General features: G+C 61.4%; 16 protein-coding genes. 7 read left to right on the forward strand and 9 right to left on the reverse strand.

The window, feature by feature from the left end; translation table 11 throughout:
- Positions 1-5 precede the first annotated feature (5 nt).
- From QN222_RS14940 to QN222_RS14960, 5 genes are all read right to left on the reverse strand, one after another.
- On the reverse strand, positions 6-983 hold the full coding sequence (locus tag QN222_RS14940) for a magnesium transporter CorA family protein (RefSeq protein ID WP_283961847.1): 978 nt from the start codon (positions 981-983) through the stop codon (positions 6-8).
- 302 nt (positions 984-1,285) lie between these two features.
- The gene (gene apbC / locus QN222_RS14945; RefSeq protein ID WP_283961846.1) at positions 1,286-2,443 is read right to left on the reverse strand and encodes an iron-sulfur cluster carrier protein ApbC; all 1,158 of its coding nucleotides are present in this window, start codon (positions 2,441-2,443) and stop codon (positions 1,286-1,288) included.
- 671 nt (positions 2,444-3,114) lie between these two features.
- The gene (locus QN222_RS14950) at positions 3,115-3,870 is read right to left on the reverse strand and encodes a LuxR family transcriptional regulator (protein WP_336621029.1); all 756 of its coding nucleotides are present in this window, start codon (positions 3,868-3,870) and stop codon (positions 3,115-3,117) included.
- Between the two features lie 156 nt (positions 3,871-4,026).
- Positions 4,027-4,767 carry an autoinducer binding domain-containing protein gene (locus tag QN222_RS14955; RefSeq protein WP_283961845.1) on the reverse strand — a complete coding sequence of 247 codons (741 nt, stop codon included), beginning with the start codon at positions 4,765-4,767 and terminating at the stop codon, positions 4,027-4,029.
- A 198-nt stretch (positions 4,768-4,965) separates the two neighbouring features.
- A complete protein-coding gene (locus tag QN222_RS14960; protein ID WP_283961844.1) occupies positions 4,966-5,778 on the reverse strand; it encodes an IclR family transcriptional regulator in 813 nt (270 codons plus the stop codon).
- Positions 5,779-5,906: 128 nt separating this feature from the next.
- On the opposite strand from QN222_RS14960, the gene QN222_RS14965 reads away from it, so the two are divergent.
- From QN222_RS14965 to QN222_RS14990, 6 genes are all read left to right on the forward strand, one after another.
- Positions 5,907-6,677, forward strand: a complete 771-nt coding sequence (locus QN222_RS14965; RefSeq protein ID WP_284005490.1) for an SDR family oxidoreductase — start codon at positions 5,907-5,909, stop codon at positions 6,675-6,677.
- Entirely contained in the window at positions 6,677-7,594 is a 918-nt protein-coding gene (locus QN222_RS14970; protein ID WP_283961842.1) for a 2-dehydro-3-deoxygalactonokinase, read from the forward strand. Before QN222_RS14965 ends, QN222_RS14970 begins: the two co-directional genes overlap by 1 nt.
- Before the next feature lie 13 nt (positions 7,595-7,607).
- A complete protein-coding gene (locus QN222_RS14975) occupies positions 7,608-8,243 on the forward strand; it encodes a 2-dehydro-3-deoxy-6-phosphogalactonate aldolase (RefSeq protein WP_283961841.1) in 636 nt (211 codons plus the stop codon).
- Positions 8,243-9,127 carry an SMP-30/gluconolactonase/LRE family protein gene (locus tag QN222_RS14980; protein ID WP_283961840.1) on the forward strand — a complete coding sequence of 295 codons (885 nt, stop codon included), beginning with the start codon at positions 8,243-8,245 and terminating at the stop codon, positions 9,125-9,127. Before QN222_RS14975 ends, QN222_RS14980 begins: the two co-directional genes overlap by 1 nt.
- Positions 9,128-9,209: 82 nt before the next feature.
- Complete coding sequence (locus QN222_RS14985; RefSeq protein ID WP_283961839.1) at positions 9,210-10,934, forward strand: IlvD/Edd family dehydratase; 1,725 nt, start codon at positions 9,210-9,212, stop codon at positions 10,932-10,934.
- A gap of 574 nt (positions 10,935-11,508) precedes the next feature.
- The gene (locus QN222_RS14990) at positions 11,509-12,144 is read left to right on the forward strand and encodes a PRC-barrel domain-containing protein (protein ID WP_283961878.1); all 636 of its coding nucleotides are present in this window, start codon (positions 11,509-11,511) and stop codon (positions 12,142-12,144) included.
- 69 nt (positions 12,145-12,213) lie between these two features.
- Here QN222_RS14990 and QN222_RS14995 read toward each other — a convergent pair whose 3' ends face one another.
- Positions 12,214-14,262 carry an NADH:flavin oxidoreductase gene (locus QN222_RS14995; RefSeq protein WP_283961838.1) on the reverse strand — a complete coding sequence of 683 codons (2,049 nt, stop codon included), beginning with the start codon at positions 14,260-14,262 and terminating at the stop codon, positions 12,214-12,216.
- Between the two features lie 28 nt (positions 14,263-14,290).
- A complete protein-coding gene (locus QN222_RS15000) occupies positions 14,291-15,838 on the reverse strand; it encodes a trimethylamine methyltransferase family protein (protein WP_283961837.1) in 1,548 nt (515 codons plus the stop codon).
- Positions 15,839-15,928: 90 nt separating this feature from the next.
- Here QN222_RS15000 and QN222_RS15005 point away from each other — a divergent pair, with 90 nt between their 5' ends.
- A complete protein-coding gene (locus QN222_RS15005; protein WP_283961836.1) occupies positions 15,929-16,900 on the forward strand; it encodes a LysR substrate-binding domain-containing protein in 972 nt (323 codons plus the stop codon).
- On the opposite strand, the gene QN222_RS15010 is transcribed toward QN222_RS15005, so the two are convergent.
- Together QN222_RS15010 and QN222_RS15015 are read right to left on the reverse strand one after the other, a co-directional pair.
- A complete protein-coding gene (locus QN222_RS15010) occupies positions 16,873-18,219 on the reverse strand; it encodes a bifunctional diguanylate cyclase/phosphodiesterase (RefSeq protein WP_283961835.1) in 1,347 nt (448 codons plus the stop codon). The two genes, QN222_RS15005 and QN222_RS15010, sit on opposite strands and share 28 nt — an antisense overlap.
- Before the next feature lie 269 nt (positions 18,220-18,488).
- Positions 18,489-20,213, reverse strand: coding sequence for a response regulator (locus QN222_RS15015; protein WP_283961834.1), 1,725 nt, complete (start codon positions 20,211-20,213; stop codon positions 18,489-18,491).
- Positions 20,214-20,439 lie beyond the last annotated feature (226 nt).

Here is a 20,439-nt window from a genome sequence, read left to right on the forward strand (position 1 = left end):
GGCTCTTAAAGCCAGCCTTTCCAACGGAAAAAGAAGAAGGGTATCACGGCCGAAATCACCATCGCCGCTAGCGCCCACGGATAGCCTAGCTGCCAGTCAAGCTCCGGCATCACGCGGAAATTCATTCCATAAATGGAAGCCACGAGGGTGGGCGGCAAGAGGACAACCGAGGCGATCGAGAAGATCTTGATGATCGCATTCTGCTCGACATTGATAAGACCAAGCGAGGCGTCCAGCAGAAACGTGATGTTTCCCGAAATAAACGCCGCGTGCTCGGAGAGCGATTGTATGTCCCGAGATATCGAGCGGCAGATTTCGCGGCTGTCCTTGTCTTCCTGCACGACGGGTACAGTGTAGACGAAGGTCAGGAGCCTTGAAAGCGAGGCGAGGCTGTCACGCGTTTTTGCAACGAGCCTATGGTGACCCGCGACATCGCGTAGCCGTGCCTCGAGCAAATGCGGTGGCCGGCGTTTGGCTGCCGCCTTGTCACCGAAAACCTCGATCGACAGGTCGTCTAATTTGTCCACGGCCTGTTCCAGGATTTCCGCGGTCCGGTCGGCAATCGTCTCGAGCAGCCGGGTGAGCAGCACGGCGCCGTTGCGGCAGCCGCCGGGAATCCGATGCATGCCGGCTTTGAACAAGCCGAACGCCCTGGGCTCCGCGTAACGGATCGTCACCAGCCGGCCGCCCGAAAGAATGAAGCCGACATCGGTCAGGCCGGGAATTTCCGTGTCGCTGCGATAGACCAGCGACGCCGTCATGAACACCGTGTCGTTCTCGGTATAGAGGCGGCTTGACGGCTCGATATCCTTCAAGTCGTCCCGCGTCGGGATGGAGATCCCCAGCAACTCCTCCATCATCAGATCTTCGGCCTTGCTCGGCTCGACAAGATCGATCCAGACGATATCGGGCCGCAGTGACGCCGGCGGCTCTGCCGCTGACAAGGCAACGGCGTCACCGTTCTTACAGTATCCCGTGATCATGCCGCTGCCCTTTTCATGCGGCCGACAAAAGCAAACCACGAGGCTCTGAAGCGATCATTCGCCACACGATTTCCATAATGCAGATTCATCAGATGAAGCGTCCGCCCTGCACGACAAATCCTCAATCGTTTGTCGCGGGAGCCCATAGTCTCCGGCGAGAGGCGCTGAGCCGATCACCCTGCACAGGGGCGGCAAGGCATATGGCGCAACACGCACGCAAAATCAATGCTCCTTTGCGCATGCCTGTCCCAGCAGGATTTCATTTCGGGGCAAACTAGCCTGCTCGGACGAGCGACGCAAATCTATTCAAAGACGATGTCGGGCATCGTTCTGCTCTTGCTCTGGCGAGCCGCCGAAACCTGCTCCCACACCTTCGCTGCGATATTCCGGTAGATGCGCGCGACCTCGCCCTCGGGTTCGGAAACCACCACCGGCGTTCCCGCGTCGGAGGTTTCGCGAATGCCCATGGTCAAAGGTACCTCGCCGAGGAACGGCACACCGATGCGCTCGGCTTCCTTGCGCGCGCCGCCGTGACCGAAGATGTCGTAACGGTTGCCCGTGTCGGGCGCCACGAAGTAGCTCATGTTCTCGACAATGCCGAGAACCGGGACTTCCACCTTTCGGAACATCGTAAGGCCCTTGCGTGCATCGACCAGTGCGAGGTCCTGCGGTGTCGAGACGATAACGGCACCGGCCAGCGGCACCTGTTGGGCCATGGTCAGTTGCGCGTCACCGGTGCCGGGCGGCATGTCCACGACGAGAATGTCGAGCTCGCCCCAGGCCACCTCGCGCAGCATCTGCAGCAGGGCCGACTGGATCATCGGACCGCGCCATATCATGGCAACTTCCTCGTCGACGAGGAATCCCATCGACATGACCGTCAGCCCGTAGTTTTCCATCGGGCGAATGAGCCGCCCTTCGATCTGTTGCGGCCGGCCGCTGATTTTCAAAAGGCGCGGCATGGAGGGGCCGTAGATATCGGCGTCAAGCAGACCGACCTTCAAGCCGTTTGCCTGCAGTGCGAGCGCCAGGTTCACCGATGTTGTCGATTTGCCGACACCACCCTTGCCGGAAGCAACAGCGATGATGGCGCCGACGCCGGGGATACCCGCCTTTGCCGGAGCGCCACCGGCCGGACGCTGACCGTGCCCGTGGCCCGCTGGCGGTACTTGCCGCGGTGTCTGGACCGGCGCCGCTTGCGGTGCTGCCTTGCGATCGGCCGTCAGCGCGACCATCGCCGCCTTGACGCCCGGTATTTCGCGCACGACCCTCTCCGCCGCGGCACGCATCGGCTCCAACTCCTTCGCCCGATCGGCCGGCACGGTGATCGAAAAATAGGCCTTGCCGTCGGAAATGAAGACATCGGAGACAAGGCCGAGGTCGACGATGTTGCCCTCCATGTCCGGGCCGCGCACGGTGCGCAGCTTTTCAAGAACCGTTTCCCTGGTTACGTCCGGCATGCCGCCCTCTTCATCTGTCTTCGTTACGGCGCCTGGAGTCGTTCAGGCGGTAACACTTTGAACCACTACAGCGCCGCACCTCTTCAGACGCGCAAAGGACGCTGTAGCACTTTGAATTGCTGCATGTTTTTATCCTTAAATCGCCTACGATTTAAGGAAACACGCAGTGGATAATCTATCCCAAAATCTGACCCGATTTAAGGAACTATGCTGTAGATAGTCGAGGCGGAGCGGTTCGCCAATGCGACAGATTAGGAAAACAGGGCCGCCAGCCGATCGTCGTGTCCGTACATCCGGGATCACGAACGACTGGCGGCGGCCCTGCTTCCTCGCAACCTTCTTGGGCGCTGTTTTATTGTAGTCCCCTCTGGACACGAGAGCACATATGCACAACGCGTGCCAGATTCCCGCCTTGCTGGGAAATGTAATCATTTCAATTGGATGAACCTTACGCGCATTGAATATGCAGGCTGTGTCGGCTGCACTATTTCTGAGCAAGCAAACCATATTCGCACAATGGCGAGGCGTACGGACAGCAATCCTTGCACACGTGAAGGAAGCCTGCTGCAGAACCAGAACGCGCCTGACCGCATGGTGCAGGAATTCAAAGTTCAACAGCGATCTTTGCGCGTCTGATTAGCCGTTCGGCGCTGTGGAGCCCGCGCCGGCGATCAGCTGATGTAGCCCTTCTTCATCGCCTTCACGACCGCCTGCGTGCGGTTCACCGCGTCGAGCTTCTTGGTAACGTGATTGAGGTAGTGATTGACGGTGTGCTCGGAGAGACCGAGGATACCGGCGATTTCGGCGCTGGTCTTGCCGGCCGCCGTCCAGCTCAGGCACTGGATTTCCCGCTCGGACAGGGCAGTGTTGGTGTTCTTCCAGACGGAGCCGATCTCTGCCAATCGATTGTAGACGTGGATCGCGATCATCTGCAATTCCATCGCCGCCGTCATCGGCAAGTCCATCTCCGGTCCCATGAGAATGACCGCACCGCGACCGCCCTCGGCGTCATGGACCGGGAAGTAGTTTGCCTGGAAAATGCCGTTCTCACGCAGCATGGCGATGTAATCTGCGGCCGATGCCGGCTTGCCACCCTCTTGTTCCCAGTCCTCGAGCATGATCTGGAACGGCGTCGTGGTTTCCCTCAAGCGACGCACGCCCGTGCTGAAGCGCAGCATCGACAGGCTGTCGTACTTGTTGAGCAGTTCGGCCGGCATGTTGGATATGACGGTCGTCGCCGCCAGCCTCTCCACCTCGATGGCGGGAATCGAACAGATGAGAAAAACCTTGAAACCGAAGAGCTGCGTGACCCGCCGCATGTAGCGGATGATATCGAACTGGGTCTCAAGCCTTGCGATTTCAGACGCGAAATCACCGCCCCGGGGCAGATCGGTATCAGTCATCCCGGCCGTCATCGTATCTTGCATTCGCGCGTTCCATGGCATTCATCAACAACCAAATAGCCCGAGCAGTCGACCAATGCCAACAGATGATCGACTTTCGATGCTATTCATGCGCAAAAGGCTGTGTATTTCCCTGCTTTGCGAGCCGCATATGCCGTCCAGCCCCTCCGAAAACGAAATTCAGTTGATCAGCCCGGCACGCATGGCCTTGGCGACGGTCTGAACACGGTTGACGGAATCCAATTTGCGCGTCGCGCGATTGAGGTAATGGTTCACCGTGTATTCGGAAAGCGCCATGATTCTCGCCATCTCCATGGTCGTCTTGCCCGCGGCAGCCCAGCGCAGGCACTCGATCTCGCGACGGGAAAGGCTGCCGGCTCCCCGCCTGTCGCGTCCTCGCACCTCGCTCAGCCGGCTGTAGAGAAGGCCCGCCCAGAGGTTGAGCGCCTGCATTTCGTCATTGGACACCAGCTCTCTGTTCCCGCCAAAGGCGATAGCGGCGCGGCGTCCCGACGCGTCATGAACCGGCAGATAAAGACCACGCGGCAGTCCGGCCGCTTCGAAAACACAAACCGCAGCATCACCCTTGCCGTCGAGCCGCCTGCGCGCAAGCTGGTGGGCATCGTAGGTGAAGGGGATCGTGCTCCGGCGCAGTCGCTGGACGACAGGGCTTCCATCGATCAGACGGGCGCTGTCGTAGCGCCTGAGGAACTCCGATGGCCAGGTCGTCATCAGCGCCTGTGCGCCCAGGCTGTGGCATCCGGCATCCGGGATCGACAAAACCAGGAATCCGCGAAAGCCGTAAGCGTCCGATATCTGAGCAAGAACCCGCTTGATATCGTCTTCGTTGCCCAGCGCTCCCGCGACTGACCGCCCGCCCGGGAGAATCAATGAGGATATAGTCGCGCTGAAATCTACCACCCGCTCGTCTCCCACATCCCGCGCCCGATCGAGCGAGGCCGCTTTCGCCGTGATATAATTACGTCAAAACTTCCGCCAAAAATCAAATTCCGCTGCGGCCGCCTGCAACCGGCCGTAGCGGCGTGTCTGATATATCGCAAGCTAACGATCTCGAAACACCACGTCCAGTCGAAGTTCCTAATTTACCGTAAAGCGGAGTTAACGTCCATTGCGCCCAGGGCCGAGCCGCATTCGGACCTCCTCCTCGATCTTTCCTGCTGCCTCCCGGACGACGTTGGCCCAGGCCGCCAGCTGTGCCATGTTGACCCGATACGCGGGGCCGGTGACGGATACGCCCGCAACCAGATCGTGTTCCGGAACGAAGATCGGGGCGGCGACGCAGCAGATTTCCGCCTCGTGCTCCTCCCGGTCGAACGCGTGCCCATCACGGCGAATTTCGTCGATTTCTGCAAGCAGGCCGGCTGCGGAGCGATGCGTGTGGGCCGTGAACGGGTGGAATCTCGTTTTTGCGGCAATGCGCAGCAATTCCGGCTGCGACAGCGACGACAACGCCGCCTTGCCGATGCCCGTGCAATAGGCCGGCGACGCCTTGCCGATCTGCGAGCTCATCCGCACCGTCTGCCGGCTCTCGACCTTGTCGACATAGATGATCTCCGTTTCCTGCAGGACGCCGAGGTGAACCGTCTCGCCGGTGAGTTCGTGCAAACGCAACAGATGCGGTTCTGCGATGTCACGGAAGCGGTTGCCCGACCAGGAACGATAGGCGAGCTTCAACAGGCGAAGGCCCGGCTCGTAAGAGAGATCACGTCCCTGTGCGAGCAGACCCTCCTCGACCAGGTGACTGAGCAACCTGTGCACCGTACCGCGAGGCTGACCGACGGACTGAACGATATCCGTGAACCGCTGCGGGCCGCCGGCCGTCACGACCGCCTCGAGGACCGCCATGGCCTTGCCGAGCGTACCGGTTCCGGCGATTTCACTGTCTGCGTCGGTCGTCTTGGTTTCGTTCATATCATCAGGCTTCGATTAGCGGCATCGTGCCTTGACAGGATAAAAGCAATGGCGCGATAATTCCAGATAATAAAACAGAGTTCCACATAATGGAACTGACTCATCCCAGAACCAGCACAGGGGAAGCCATGCCATTGCCGAGCGGTCAGTTTCCCGACCTGCAAAACAACGGTGTGCTCGTAACCGGCGGCGGGTCGGGCATCGGCGCTGCCCTGGTGGGAGCCTTCCTGCGGCAAGGTGCGCGCGTGGCCTTCATCGACATCGCAGAGGAAGAGAGCCTGGCGCTTTGCGAGAAGCTGGCCGCCGAAACGGGAAGAAAACCGCTATTCATTTCCGCCGATCTCAGGCAGGTCCCCACCTTGAAAGCGGCCGTCGATGCCGCTGCGAACACGCTCGGCTCGATCCGTGTGCTCGTCAACAATGCCGCACGTGACGACCGGCAGCCGTTGGAAGCGGTCACCGAAGCGAGCTGGGACGAAAGCCTGTCCGTCAATCTCAGGCACCTCTTCTTCATGTGCCAGGCAGTGGCGCCCCACATGCGGCGCGCCGGCGGCGGGTCGATCATCAACTTCTCGTCCATCGCCTTCATGCTCAACATGCCGGATGTACCCGCCTATGCGACGGCGAAAGCCGGCATCGTCGGGCTCACCAAGTCGCTCGCCGGGAAACTCGGGCCGGACAATATTCGCGTCAACGCGATCCTGCCCGGCATGATCGTTACCGAACGGCAGAAGCGGCTTTGGCTGGACGATGACGCGATTGCGCGCATGCAAGAGAGACAGTGCCTGAAACGCATGCTGATCGCCGACGACCTCGTGGGGCCTTGCCTCTATTTGGCGTCGGACTGCTCGGCGGCGATGACGGCCCAGACCATGATCATCGATGGAGGCGTATTTTGATGACGGCAGGCTATTATGCTGCGGTCGATTGGGGAACCACGAGCTTCCGGCTGTGGATCATCGGCGAAGATGGTGCCGTCCTTGCGGAACGCCGCAGTGCGGAAGGCATGACAACGGCGGCGAAGGTCGGTTTCCACGCAGTTCTCGACGCCCATCTCGCCGCCGCCGATGCTCCCGGCCATCTTCCGATCGTCATTTGCGGCATGGCCGGTGCCCGCCAGGGTTGGAGGGAGGCCGGTTACCTCGATACACCGGCCGCCCTCAGCGCGATCGCCGGCAGCGCTATTTCCGTCCCGGACGTTGACCGCGATATCCGGATACTTCCGGGCCTCGCCCAGCGCGACATGCGCCATCCGGATGTGATGCGCGGCGAAGAGACCCAGCTTCTCGGCGCCGCCGGTACGCTCAGCACCGGGCGGCACCTCGTATGCATGCCGGGTACGCACAGCAAATGGGTCCGCTTGAGCGGCGAGACGGTCGAGGGCTTTTCCACCTTCATGACCGGCGAGCTGTTCGATGTCGTCTCGCGTCACTCAATTCTCAGCCATGCCGTATCGGACGGAGGCGCCTTCACCGGCAACGATCCGGCCTTTCTCGAGGCTGTGTCCGAGGCGACGCGGAATCCGGCGCTCGCCACGAACCTGCTTTTTTCAGTCCGGGCGGGACAGCTTCTCCACGGGATCAGCGCCACCGACGCCAAGGCACGGCTCTCCGGCACCCTGATCGGCATCGAGATCGCAGGCGCCCTCGCAACGGCCGGATCGATCGACGGAATTTGCCTCGTCGCATCGGGCCCGCTCGGGGCACTTTATCATGCAGCTTTGGAAGGCCAGGGCCTCAAAGTTCAGCATGTCGACGCCGACGATGCCGTGCGGGCCGGCCTCTCCGCCGCCGCCGGCGCGATTTGGCCCCTTTGACGAAAGAAAGAAGATGAATCGCATCCCCTTCCCACCGATGAAATATCCGCTGGTCGCGATCTTGCGCGGGCTCAAACCCGCCGAAACGGAAAGCGTCGTCGGCGCGCTGGTCGAGACGGGCTTCACTGCAATTGAAATCCCGCTGAACTCGCCCGACCCGTTTCGCTCCATTGAAATCGCCGTGAAGATGGCGCCGGCCGGATGCCTGATCGGCGCAGGAACCGTGCTGACGACGACGCAGGTGGAACAACTCGCCGACGTCGGGGGGCGGCTGATGGTGAGTCCCAATGTCGAACCGTCGGTGATCAGGCTTGCCGCGGCGAAAGGCATGGTCACGATGCCGGGCGTGTTCACGCCGACCGAGGCGCTGGCCGCCGCGGGCGCGGGGGCAACCGCTCTCAAGTTCTTTCCTGCGAGCGTACTCGGCCCCTCGGGCATTGCGGCGATTCGCACCGTTCTTCCAACCGATGTCGAGGTCGCAGCCGTCGGCGGCGTGTCTGAGAGCAACTTCGCCGACTATGCCAAGATCGGCATTCGCAGCTTCGGCCTCGGCTCGAGCCTCTACAAGCCCGGCATGAACGCCGCGGAGGTTGAACAACGGGCGAAAGCGACACTGGAAGCCTATGACACTGTCTATGGAGGCCAGTGATGACAGATCCCGTTCCCTTCTCCGGCCGCGTTCTCTGCGATTTCGGCTCCGAGCTCGGCGAGGGTCCGACCTTCGATCCAGGCAGCGGCACCGCCTGGTGGTTCAACATCACGGGCCGGGAACTGCATGAGCTGCACGTCGAAAGCGGCCGAAAGACGGTTCACACCCTGCCCTTTCTTGGCAGCGTGCTTGCCGTCATCGATCCCGCCCGACAGTTGATTGCGTCGGACCAGGGACTTTTCCTTCGCGACACGGAAACTGGCAAGCTCTCCCCTTTCGCCACGCTTGAGGACAAGCCGGCCAACCGCTCCAATGACGGGCGCGTCCATCCATCCGGCGCTCTCTGGATCGGCACGATGGGACGGAAGGCCGAAAAGCATTCGGGTTCGATCTACCATGTCGCCGGCAACCGCGTGACCAGGCTCTACAGCAACATCAGCATTCCAAATGCAATTTGCTTCTCTCCCGATGGGGCCACCGCCTATTTCGCCGATACGGCCGTCAACCGCCTGATGCGCGTCGATATCGACTCCGCCACCGCTCTTCCGACCGGCGACGCCGTTGTTCTTTCCGACGAGAGCATTTCGCCCGGCGGCCTCGACGGCGCAGTCTGCGATGCCGACGGGCTGATCTGGAACGCCCGCTGGGGCGCGAGTTCCGTGGACGTCTACAAGCCGGACGGTCAAAAGATCGCCCGCTATGCCGTTCCCGCGACGCAACCGAGCTGCCCCGCCTTCATCGGAGCGAAGGCTGACCGGCTGCTCATAACCTCGGCCTCGCAGGGGTTGGAGGAGGCCGCGCGGGCGGCCGATCCCGATGCCGGAAAGACCTTCGACCTCGGCATCGAGGTCAAGGGCCGTTTCGAGCCGGCGTTTCTGCTCTGACCTCATAACAAGTGCTGGTATTCGGGCCGCCAAAAAGTAATACAAATAGCCATGCGATGAATCGCCATGGAAGGAGGCTCGGATGAGCGAAAAGAAAAAGGAACTGAGAAGCCGCCACTGGTATGGCGGAACGCACAAGGACGGCTTCATCCATCGGTCCTGGATGAAAAACCAGGGGTTCCCGGATCACGCTTTCGACGGGCGCCCGATCATCGGCATCTGCAACACCTGGTCCGAGCTCACCCCCTGCAACAGCCATCTGCGCGTTTTGGCCGAAGGCGTCAAACGCGGCGTCTGGGAGGCCGGCGGTTTTCCGGTCGAGTTCCCTGTTTCCTCGCTTGGCGAGACGCAGATGCGCCCGACCGCCATGCTTTTCCGCAACCTTCTGGCGATGGACGTCGAAGAGGCGATCCGCGCTCATGGGATCGACGGCGTGGTGCTGCTCGGCGGCTGCGACAAGACAACCCCGGGCCAGTTGATGGGCGCCGCCTCCGTCGACCTGCCGACGATCGTCGTTTCCTCCGGGCCGATGCTGAACGGCAAGTGGAAGGGGAAGGACATCGGCTCGGGCACGGATGTATGGAAATTTTCAGAAGCCGTGCGGGCCGGCGAAATGAGCCTGCAGGAATTCATGGCTGCCGAAAGCGGAATGTCGCGTTCGCCCGGCGTCTGCATGACGATGGGCACTGCAACGACGATGGCCTCGGTGGTGGAAGCGATGGGCCTTTCGCTCCCCACCAACGCGGCCCTTCCTGCTGTAGACGCGCGCCGCATGGCGCTCGCACACATGACCGGCAAGCGGATCGTCGAGATGGTGCACGAGGACCTTCGGCTGTCGAAAATCCTGACGAAGAAGAACTTCGAGAACGGCATTATCGCAAACGCCGCCGTCGGCGGATCGACGAACGCCGTCGTGCACATGCTCGCGATTGCCGGACGCGCCGGGGTCGACCTCTGTCTCGACGACTTCGATCGCGTCGGCGGCCAGGTCCCCTGCATCGTCAACTGCATGCCATCGGGCAAGTATCTCATCGAGGACCTCGCCTATGCGGGCGGGCTCCCGGCGGTGATGAACCGTATCCGACATCTGCTCCATGCAGACGCGCCGACGGTTTTTGGCGTGCCGATCAGCAAATATTGGGAAGGTGCCGAGGTCTACAATGACGACGTCATCCGCCCGCTCGATAACCCGCTGCGCGCCGCCGCCGGCATTCGCGTGCTGAAGGGCAATCTCGCCCCGAACGGGGCGGTCATAAAGCCGTCGGCAGCGAGCGAGCACCTGCTCGCGCACGAGGGCCCGGCCTACGTCTTCGAGACAATCGAAGACCTCAAGGCCAAGATCGACGATCCGGACCTGCCGGTAACCGAGGATACGATTCTCGTGCTCAAGGGCTGCGGCCCGAAGGGTTATCCCGGCATGGCGGAAGTCGGCAACATGCCGATCCCGCGCCGGCTGGTCGAAAAGGGCGTTCGCGACATGGTGCGCGTTTCGGATGCGCGCATGTCGGGCACCGCCTTCGGCACCGTGGTCCTGCACGTGAGCCCGGAGGCAAATGCGGGCGGTCCGCTTGCGATCGTGAAGACCGGCGACCGCATCCGCCTCGATGCCATGAAGGGCGAGTTGAACCTTCTGATCAGCGAGGAGGAGTTCGCGGCGCGCATGGCCGCCTGGCTGCCGCCGGAGCAGAAATGGCAACGCGGCTACTACAAGCTTTATCACGAGACCGTGCTGCAGGCCGACAAGGGCGCCGACCTCGACTTCCTCGTCGGCAAGAGCGGCAGCGACGTGCAACGCGAGAGCCATTAGATCATTTCATTGTTCCATTGAAACAGTGAAATGATCTAACTCTTTGAAACTACGCAATCCGGACGGAAAACCGTTACAAACTTTTCCTGGAATTACTCCGTGCGCGATGAGGAAAGATGCGTGCGGTTTTCCGTCCGCATCCCGCTCCGGCTTATTAAAATCATCGTGATCCGAGACGTCATCAGACGCTACCACCGCAACCCATTTACCGGCAGAACTTCAAGATCCCGGGATCAATCTCTATCCGGGATCTATAAAATGACTTTCGTCGCTATCTCAAGTATTCCCCAAGGATGGCCGGAGAACACATGCCAGCCAGTCTAGATTTAGCTACACCTAAACAAAGAAACAACTTTATTAGCCGACTTTGCGAAATACAGTGACCGGCCGATCGATGCTGCCAAGACAAAGTGTCCCAAGGTAGAATCGTCGTCATTGCCTTGTACGGACGTTTGCATTTTTTACGGAACTGATTTCGCTGCCGGACGTTGCTTGAGTATCACCAGCGCGGCGGGGCATGCCGCCCGCCAACGCCGCGGGGGTGATCGACAACGTCAACGAAAGGCAGTCTGATATGACAAAGAAACTTGTATCTTCCGTTGCGGCTGGCGCGCTTCTCGTGGGCGTTACCTTCGCCCCGACAAGTTTCGCGCAGCAGACAACCACCCCGCCTCCGGCCGATCCGGCAGCACCCACGCAGACGCAGCCCGGTGGCACGACCCCGCCTGCCACGGAGCCTCCGGCCGACCAGGCTCAGACTCCTCCACCCGCTGAAAAACCTGCGGATACTGCGGCCGCTAAATCGGACTATCTGACCGAGCAGGCCGACGATCAGATCGCTACCAGTACTTATGTAGGCCAATCGGTTTACAATGCCGCCGATGAAAGCATCGGCGAGATTAACGATCTGATCATCAAGAAGGACGGTGGTGTCGAAGCAGCCGTGATCGGTGTTGGCGGCTTCCTCGGAATTGGCGAGAAGAACGTTGCTGTCCCGTTCGACCGGATCGAGATTTCCGAGCAGGCCGATACAGCAGCGCTGAAGCTGACCACGACCGAAACGGCCGACACGCTGAAGGCAGCGCCGGAGTTCAAGACGAAATCGCAGATGATGGCGGAGCGCAATGCAGCGCAGCCGGTAGACACATCGACGACCTCGTCGACCGGTACAACGCCGGCAACACCGACGCAGCCGTCACCTCAGCAGTAAACTGAACACGGAGCGGGACATCTCGCTCTCAGCCTGAAAAGCGGCGCGATGCGCCGCTTTTTTATGGCCTCAGAACAGAACGCCGTATCTCAATGCATCGTAGATGCCCGCATGGATATTGCGGCTCGCCACCGCGTCGCCGATCCGAAAGAGGTCGAACGTCCCCTCGGGATTGCGCACGGCAATCGGGTCTTCGCGACGGATAAGAGCCTTGTAGTCGACTGCGCCAAGGTTGCGGGACAGTGGCTTGAGATCGAGATAGAGGTCGGCCATCGGCACAGTGCCATGCTCGACCACCACCTGCGCCACCCGACGCTCGATCGAAGCGGTCTTCGAAAAATCCGAAAACAAGGTCGCAACCAGCGAATTGCCGTCGCGTCTTACCGATTTCAGCCGCGTGTTGATCGTTACCCGCACATTCTTCTCGGCGAAGATCTTCGCATAGGGAACATGGTTCATCCCGCCGATCTCGGGCGCGAACATGCGCTCTGGCGAAACGATTTCGAGTTCGATGCCCGCCCTGGCTATCAGTTCGGCAGCAGTCATGCCGCTGTGCGCGCCGTTGTCGTCATAGAGCAGAACCGGTCCCTCGGGCTTCACCGCACCCGCGATGATATCCCAGCTCGAAACGACGAGGTCGCCGCCTGTCTCAAGCGCGGGATTCTGGGCGATGCCGCCGGTGGCAACGACAACGAGATCCGGCTCGCGCGCCAGCACGTCCTCCACGCCGGCGAAGACGTTGTAATGGATCGGAACGCCGAGCCGCCCAAGTTCGGAAAGCCGCCAGTCGACAATGCCGATCATTTCCTTGCGACGCGGGTTTCGCGCCGCAAGCAGGATCTGGCCGCCGGCTTCGCTGGTTGCCTCCAGAAGCTGGACCGAATGACCACGCTCGGCGAGCACGCGCGCCGCCTCGAGGCCGGCGGGTCCCGCCCCGACGACAACCGCACGCCGGCGGGCGCCGTCGCTTTTCGAGATGACGTGCGGCACGATCGCCTCGCGTCCGGTGGCCGCGTTGTGGATACAAAGCGCGCCTCCGCCTTCATAGATGCGGTCGAGACAGTATGTCGCGCCGACGCAGGGACGGATCTCGGCCTCGCGCCCTTCTTCGATCTTCCTGACGATATACGGGTCGGCGATGTGAGCGCGCGTCATGCCGACCATGTCGAGCTTGCCCTCGGCGATCGCATGCCGCGCCGTCGCCACATCGGCGATGCGGGCGGCATGGAACACCGGAAATTGCGTCGCTGCGCGAACCTCTCCGGCAAAATCGAGATGCGGCGAGGCAGCCATGCCCTGGATCGGGATCACCTTGGTGAGCGGGGCGTCGTGCTCGAGATGGCCGCGAATGATGTTCAGGAAGTCGATCTTGCCGGAAGCGGCGAGTCGCCTCGCGATCTCCACACCGTCCTCCTTTGACAGGCCCTTGTCCCAGTCTTCGTCCGCGACCATGCGCGTGCCGACGATGAAATCCGGACCAACCGCCTTGCGCACGGCGTCAACAACCAGATTCATGAAGCGCAGGCGATTGTCGAGCGAGCCGCCATATTCGTCGTTACGATGATTGGTGGCTGGCGACCAGAAGCTATCGATCAGGTGGCCATAGGCCTCGATTTCGATACCGTCGAGACCGGCGGCCTGCACGCGACTGGCCGCCGCTGCATAGTCGCTCACGATCCGCTCGATATCCCACTCCTCGATTTCCTTCGGAAACGACCGGTGCGCCGGTTCCCGGACGGGAGAGGCGCTCAGCACCGGCAGCCAGTCACCCTTGTTCCAGCTTGTGCGGCGACCGAGATGGGTCAACTGGATCATGACCGCAGTGCCGTACTCGTGACAGTCGTCGGCGATCTTCTTGAGCCAGGGCACGATTTCATCGGCATAAGCATGGAGATTTCCGAAAGCCGGCGGAGAGTCCTCGGAAACGATCGCCGATCCGGCCGTCATCGTCAGCGCTATTCCGCCCTTGGCCTTTTCCAGATGGTAGAGCCGATAGCGGTCCTTCGGCATGCCGTCTTCGGAATAGGCCGGCTCATGGGCCGTCGACATGATCCGGTTCTTGAGGGTCAAGTGCTTTAGACGATAAGGCTGGACCAGCGGGTCCTTCGAGAGGGTCATTCAACGGTCCTTGAGGCTTTCAAGCCGGTCAGTACCAGGCGTCGGGCATGCTGTTTTTCCGGCTGGCGACATAGTCCGCCAGAGCCTCGTCGATTGCTATATCCAGAGACGGCGCTTCGTATTCGGCAAGCGTCTTTTTCCAGTGCCGGTTGGCGCGCGTCGCCATGTCCGTCTCGCCCTGCTCGACCCACTTCTCGAACGGCTCGTTGTCGGAAAGTGCCGAGTCCCAGAACGCGGTTTGATAGTTGCGCATGGTGTGGTCACAGCCCAGAAAGTGGCTGCCCGGCCCGACCTCCAGGAAGGCGTCCATGGCAAGCGCATTGTCATCGACGACGACGCCGGCGAGATAGGAATGGAGTGCCCCGCAGAAATCGGTATCCATCACGAACTTCTCGTAGGACATGGCGAGCAGGCCATCGACGAAACCGGCGGAATGCAGGATGAAATTGGCACCGCAGTGGACTGCGGACAGCATCGACATGACGCCCTCCTGCATCGCCTGCGCATCCGGCCTCTTCGAATTGGAGAAGTTGCCGGCGCAACGCAGCGGCAAGCCCAGCCGGCGGGCAAGCTGACCGACGACCATGCTGCCGATCGCCGGCTCCGGCGTGCCGAAGGTGGGCGAGCCGGAGCGAAGCGACATCGACGAAAGGAAGTTGCCGAAGATCACCGGCGCCCCTTTTCGTTCAAGTTGCGTCAGCGCACAACCGGCGAGCGTTTCGGCATAGGACTGGGCGATGGCGCCGGCATTGGTCACGGGCCCCATGGCCCCGCCCAGGATGAAGGGCACGATGACTGCCGCCTGATTGGCGCGCGCATAGGCGCGCAACGATTTCGTCATCGTCCCGTCCCAGACGAGCGGCGAATTGACGTTGACGTTGCCGAGGATAACGCAATTTTTGTCGACGAAATCGGCACCGAAGAGAATGCGCGCCATCTCGATCGAATCCTCGGCGCGCTCCTCGGCCGTGATCGAGCCCATGAAGGCACGGTCGGAATATTTGATGTGGCTATAGACCATATCGAGGTGGCGCTTGTTGACCGGCACGTCGACCGGCTCGCAGATCGTTCCGCCCGAATGGTGTAGCCACGGGCTCGACTGGGCGAGCTTGATCAGATTGCGGAAATCCTCGATCGTGCCGTAGCGTCGGCCCTTGTCGAGGTCCATGACGAAGGGTGAACCATAGGCCGGGGAAAAGACGACGTTGCGGCCGCCGATCTCGACGCTGCGGGCGGGATTGCGGGCATGCTGGGTGAACTGCGACGGTGCGGAACGGACGATCTCCTTCAGCATGCCGGGCTCGAAGGTCACGCGGACGCCATCGACTTTCGCGCCGGCGCGCTTCCAATGGTCGAGTACCACAGGATCATCGCGAAACTCGATGCCGACTTCGGCGAGGATGCGATCCGCGGTCCGCTCGACGCGCTGCAGGCTTTCCTCGCCGAGAATATCGTAGGTCGGTATGTTGCGGACGATATAGGGGACGCCGAGATTGTTGCCCCCTTCCCGTCGCTGTGCTCTCGCACCTCGTGTTCTCCGAGGTGTCTCAACTGTTGCTCCCGACGTCGATTCCATTGCAAGCCTCCCATCATTTGTCATGATGCTAGTGACGATCAAGACCGTTGTAACGGTGGAAAAATTCGACGCATGCTATAAGCTGCATTTATGGAAAACCTGCGCCGCCTCCTTCCGTCCGCCGCCAGCCTCATCGTTTTCGAGGCGGCCGGCCGCCATCAGAATTTCACCCGTGCCGCCAACGAACTCGGGATGACGCAAGCCGCCGTATCCTACGCCATCCGAGGTCTCGAGAACCAACTTGGCGTACCGCTGTTTCACCGCGTGCACCGGGCGGTCGAATTGACCGAAGCCGGCGAGAAATTCCATGCGGACGTCTCGGTCGGCCTGTCGCGGATCCAGAAATCAGCCGAAGATATCCGCTCGAAGGGCCGCGAGACGAATGTTACCCTCGCAGCTTCCACCGCTTTCGCCTCGATGTGGATGCTTCCACGGCTGAACCGGCTACGCGAAGACTTGCCGGAAATCGATCTTCGCATCCAGACCAGCGTGCGCGATCTCGACCTCGACGAAGAGCCGATCCCCTTGGGCATCCGTGGCGGTGATCCTGTTCACTGGCCGCGCTATCATGCCGCCCTTCTGGCCGAGGAAGTGGTCAATGCCGTCGCGACGCCCGCCTATATCGAAGCGCACGGCCTGCCGGAGACGCCGGCCGACTTGTTGCGACACAATCTCATCCATCTCGAGGAACCCGTCCGGCGGGCCTGTGATTGGACAGAGTGGTTCGCGAGTGCGGGACTTTCCTATCCGGCCCAGGGACGACGGCTGTCGATCAACGACTACGTGCTGGTGATCCAGGCAGTGCTTGCCGGCGAAGGAATCGCACTCGGCTGGGAGCACTTGATCGAGCGGCAGGTCCGCTCCGGTGCGCTTGTTCCGGTGGGCGGGCACGTCCTGAAGACCGGACACGCATTCTACGTCGTCTGGCCGCGGTCGCGCGAACTCAACAGCCAGGCACGACGCATCAGGGATTGGCTTTTGGACGAGGGATTGCGTGACCGCTCCGACGCGGGCGGAGCTGATGAAAGCAACCGTCAGCGGGATGCCGCGACGTCGCGATAGCGATCCGAAAGATAGCGCATCGTCGCCACGGCGTCCGCCGGTTTGCCGTAGAAATAGCCCTGCCCCATGCCGCAGCCGAGCGCTTTCAACTTCAGCGCTTCGGCGAAATCCTCGATGCCTTCGGCGACGACTTCAAGCTCCAGCCCCTCGCACATCGAAACGATGGCCTTGATGATATGCTCCGATGCACGATCGGCGGAGATGCGGGAAACGAAGGCGCGATCGATCTTCACCTTGTCGAAGGAAAAATCGCGCAAGCGACCGAGGCTCGATTGCCCCGTCCCGAAATCGTCGAGCGACACGCGCACGCCGGCCGCCCGCAATTCGGAAACGATCTTCTGCGCCACATCGGCGTCCGCCATTACTGCTGTCTCGGTAATCTCGAGTTCCAGTCGGCGGGGGTCGAACCCGACCTGATGGATGATCGACAACAGACGCGAGCTGGTCGCCGGGTCCATCAACTGTGCCGAGGACAGGTTGAAGGAAAGGAAGAGTTCCTTCGGCCAGGACAGGGCTGCCTGGGCCGCCTTGCGCAACAACGTTTCCGCCAACGCCTCGATGAAACCGCGCTCTTCGGCAAGCGGCACGAAAATCGAGGGCGACACATAGCCGAGATCCGCGTCGCACCATCTTGCCAGTGCTTCGAAGCCGACGACGGAGTCGCTGCGAAGATCGACGATGGGCTGGAAATGCACATCGACCTGGTCGGCGATGATCGCGTTGCGCAGCGCCTGTTCAATCTGCGTCGCGCGTTTCATTTCCTGGGCGATCTCCTGCGAGTACACCGTGATCTGGCCACGCCCGCGCCGCTTCGACCGATAGAGTGCGGTGTCGGCGCTCTTCAGCAGGTCTTCAAAGCTGTTGCCCGCAAAAGGGTAGACCGCGAAACCGAAGGACGCAGACAGGCGCACGTTGCGGTCGCCAAGATCGAAGGGAGCCGATAGCACCTCTTTCAGCACCCGGCCCAGTTTTTCCGCGGCCTTACGCTCGAAGATCAGCGGTAGCACGAAGGCGAACTCGTCGTCCGTGGTGCGTGTCACGGTCGCACCTTCCGGGACGCAAGCTTTGAGACGGTGCGCGACCTGGCAGAGGATCTGATCGCCGGCCTCCGGCCCGAACAGATCGTTGATCGGCTTGAAGCCATCGAGATTGGCAAGGCCGATGGTGAAGGGTGCCGGGTCGCTCGCGCGTTCCGCGGCAAGTTCACAAACCGTCTGGCGCAAATGCCGGCCATTGCCGAGGCCGGTGAGTTCATCAAGAAGCGCCATCGAGTGCGGCACGTCAATGATCTCATGCCCCGCGACCTGCCTCCACATCATGGCCGCAAGCTCCCGCTGCAGACTACAGCGCCGCGCGCCTTATCAGACGCGCAAAGATGCCGCGGTTCTCGCCCGCGGAGACGGATCTCTCGCATCGGGGGACGAAGGGGCTGGGCGGCTGGACGAAGCGCATACATTGCTGCGAGGCTCTACACTTTCTGGCAGTTCGACGCAGACGATGACAATCGGGGGTTAACAATCCTATATCGGCGCACTGTCAAATCTTTCGCCAGCCTCCCCAATTCTAGCGAATTGACAAGATCGAAGCCCTAGCCAGCGGCCCGCATGTTTCCCGCCGGCATGTATTTTCTGAGCACTGCCTCGATCATGTCCGGGCTTACCGGTTTCATGATGTGGTCATCCATCCCCGACGCTTCGCATTGCTTAAGGTCGATGTCGAGCGCCTGCGCGGTCACCGCGATGATCGGAGTCCGCCGCCCTGTCCCCTTTTCGGCGTCGCGGATGGCGACCGTGGCGTCGAACCCGTTCATCACCGGCATCGATATGTCCATGAGAACCAATGCCGGCTGAAGGTCATGCCAGAGTTCCACTGCCTCCCTGCCATTCGCGGCGATCCGATGGGAGACCCCGAGCCCCTCCAGTATCTGGGCGAAGACGAACTGATTGATCTGATTGTCCTCGGCGACCAACACTTCGATATCCGGCGCATGCGTCCCGGTCGCAGCGTCGCCTTCGAAGGAGATCCCCCAGTCCGCTTGCGGAACCGACGACCGCGGCTGCGGGCGCTCGGCGCAAACGCGAAAGATCTCCGCAAGCAGGTTGCCGGCATCGATGTCGGCGGAAACCTTAAGGATGGGGCTTGCATGCCAGCCCGCAAGGACACGCTCGACGTCCGGGAACGCGCCATCGAGCACGAGGATGTCGAGCTTTACCCCGGAACGGTCGGCGGCCAGCGCGAAAGCCTCGAGCTCGTTGCCGTTGCGCACGGCGCAGGCGTCGAGACCGGAACCGCGCAGGCGCGCCACGAGCCGTTCCTCCGCGCCTCGGTCGTCCGTCGCAAGCAGCACGCGCAGTCCGCGCGCGGGCAGGTTCTCGATCATCGAACCTGCCTCGACCAGCTGCTGTACATTCAACGCCCGGAACGGATCGTAGAAATTCTGTGCCGGCGCAAATATGCTGTAGTCCAGAATCTGGAGGCCGCTGCTGCCCGTGTTGTCGCCCGTACCGTGATACCAGGCCGCGATATCGGTGACGTCGTTCATGCAGGTCACGACAAAATGACGGCCGGGCATGCCGATGCGATATTTGCGCGTCACGACCCAAAGATCACTGCCGTCGGCGCGAACGATGTGTTCGGCTTCCGAGTGCGGCTTGCCGGTTTCGAGCACCGACCGGTCCGACTGTTCGAACCGCTCCGCCAGCTCGGCATCGACGAGATCCCATGCGGAGCGCCCGAGGACCGCGTCCTGGGAAAGCTCATGGATCGTGCAGAACGCCTTGTTGACGGCGATGTAGTTGAGGTTTCGGTCTTTGACGCAGATTGGATTGGGCTGCGCGTCGAGGATTTCTTCCGTCAGTTCCACGCGTTCGAGGTCGGTCTGAAGCTGTTCGTCGCGTTTCTTCTGTTCGGAAACATCGATGACGGACAATATGCCGATACCACTCGACAGCCGGCGCTTGCGCAATGAGACCCAGCGCGTGCGACCGGCCCGCTCGACACTCTCGTAGCGCTCGCGCCAATGAAGCGCCATGTGCTCGGCGATCCAGTCTTCCCTGTTCGCTCGCCTGCGGCTGTTCTCAGGCAATGTCCCTGGACGCACACCGGTATCGTAGACTGCGCCGAGAAAGTCGCGGAGGCGAGTGCCGGCCGTCAACAGGCGGGCTGGTACCGGAAAGAACTGCAGGATCGAGGGGCTGGCGAACAGGATCGTATCGTCTCGACCGCAGACAAGCAGAGCGAGGCCAAGCGCATCGCAGCTCGACTCGAGAATGATCCTGTTGATGTCTGCGCCGCCCGACGCCACATCGCTCATTGCGCTGTCCTCATTTCGCCGTCTGCATGATGCAGCAATCTAAAAGTTTCACAGCGGCCCTTGCGCGTCTGAAAAGACCCGCGGCGCCGGCGCGGCGGTTTCATTCCGGGACATGCTGGCTGGCCTCCGAAGGCGTCTCTTCGGGCGGAATGCGGGGCGGCGTCCAGCAACGCCGCGGAGCTCCAAAGACAAAACCCCTGCTCATTCAGGTTGTTGTGGAAAATCG

Origin of the sequence: Sinorhizobium sp. 6-70, assembly GCF_030124375.1 — a bacterium.
GTDB lineage: Bacteria > Pseudomonadota > Alphaproteobacteria > Rhizobiales > Rhizobiaceae > Sinorhizobium.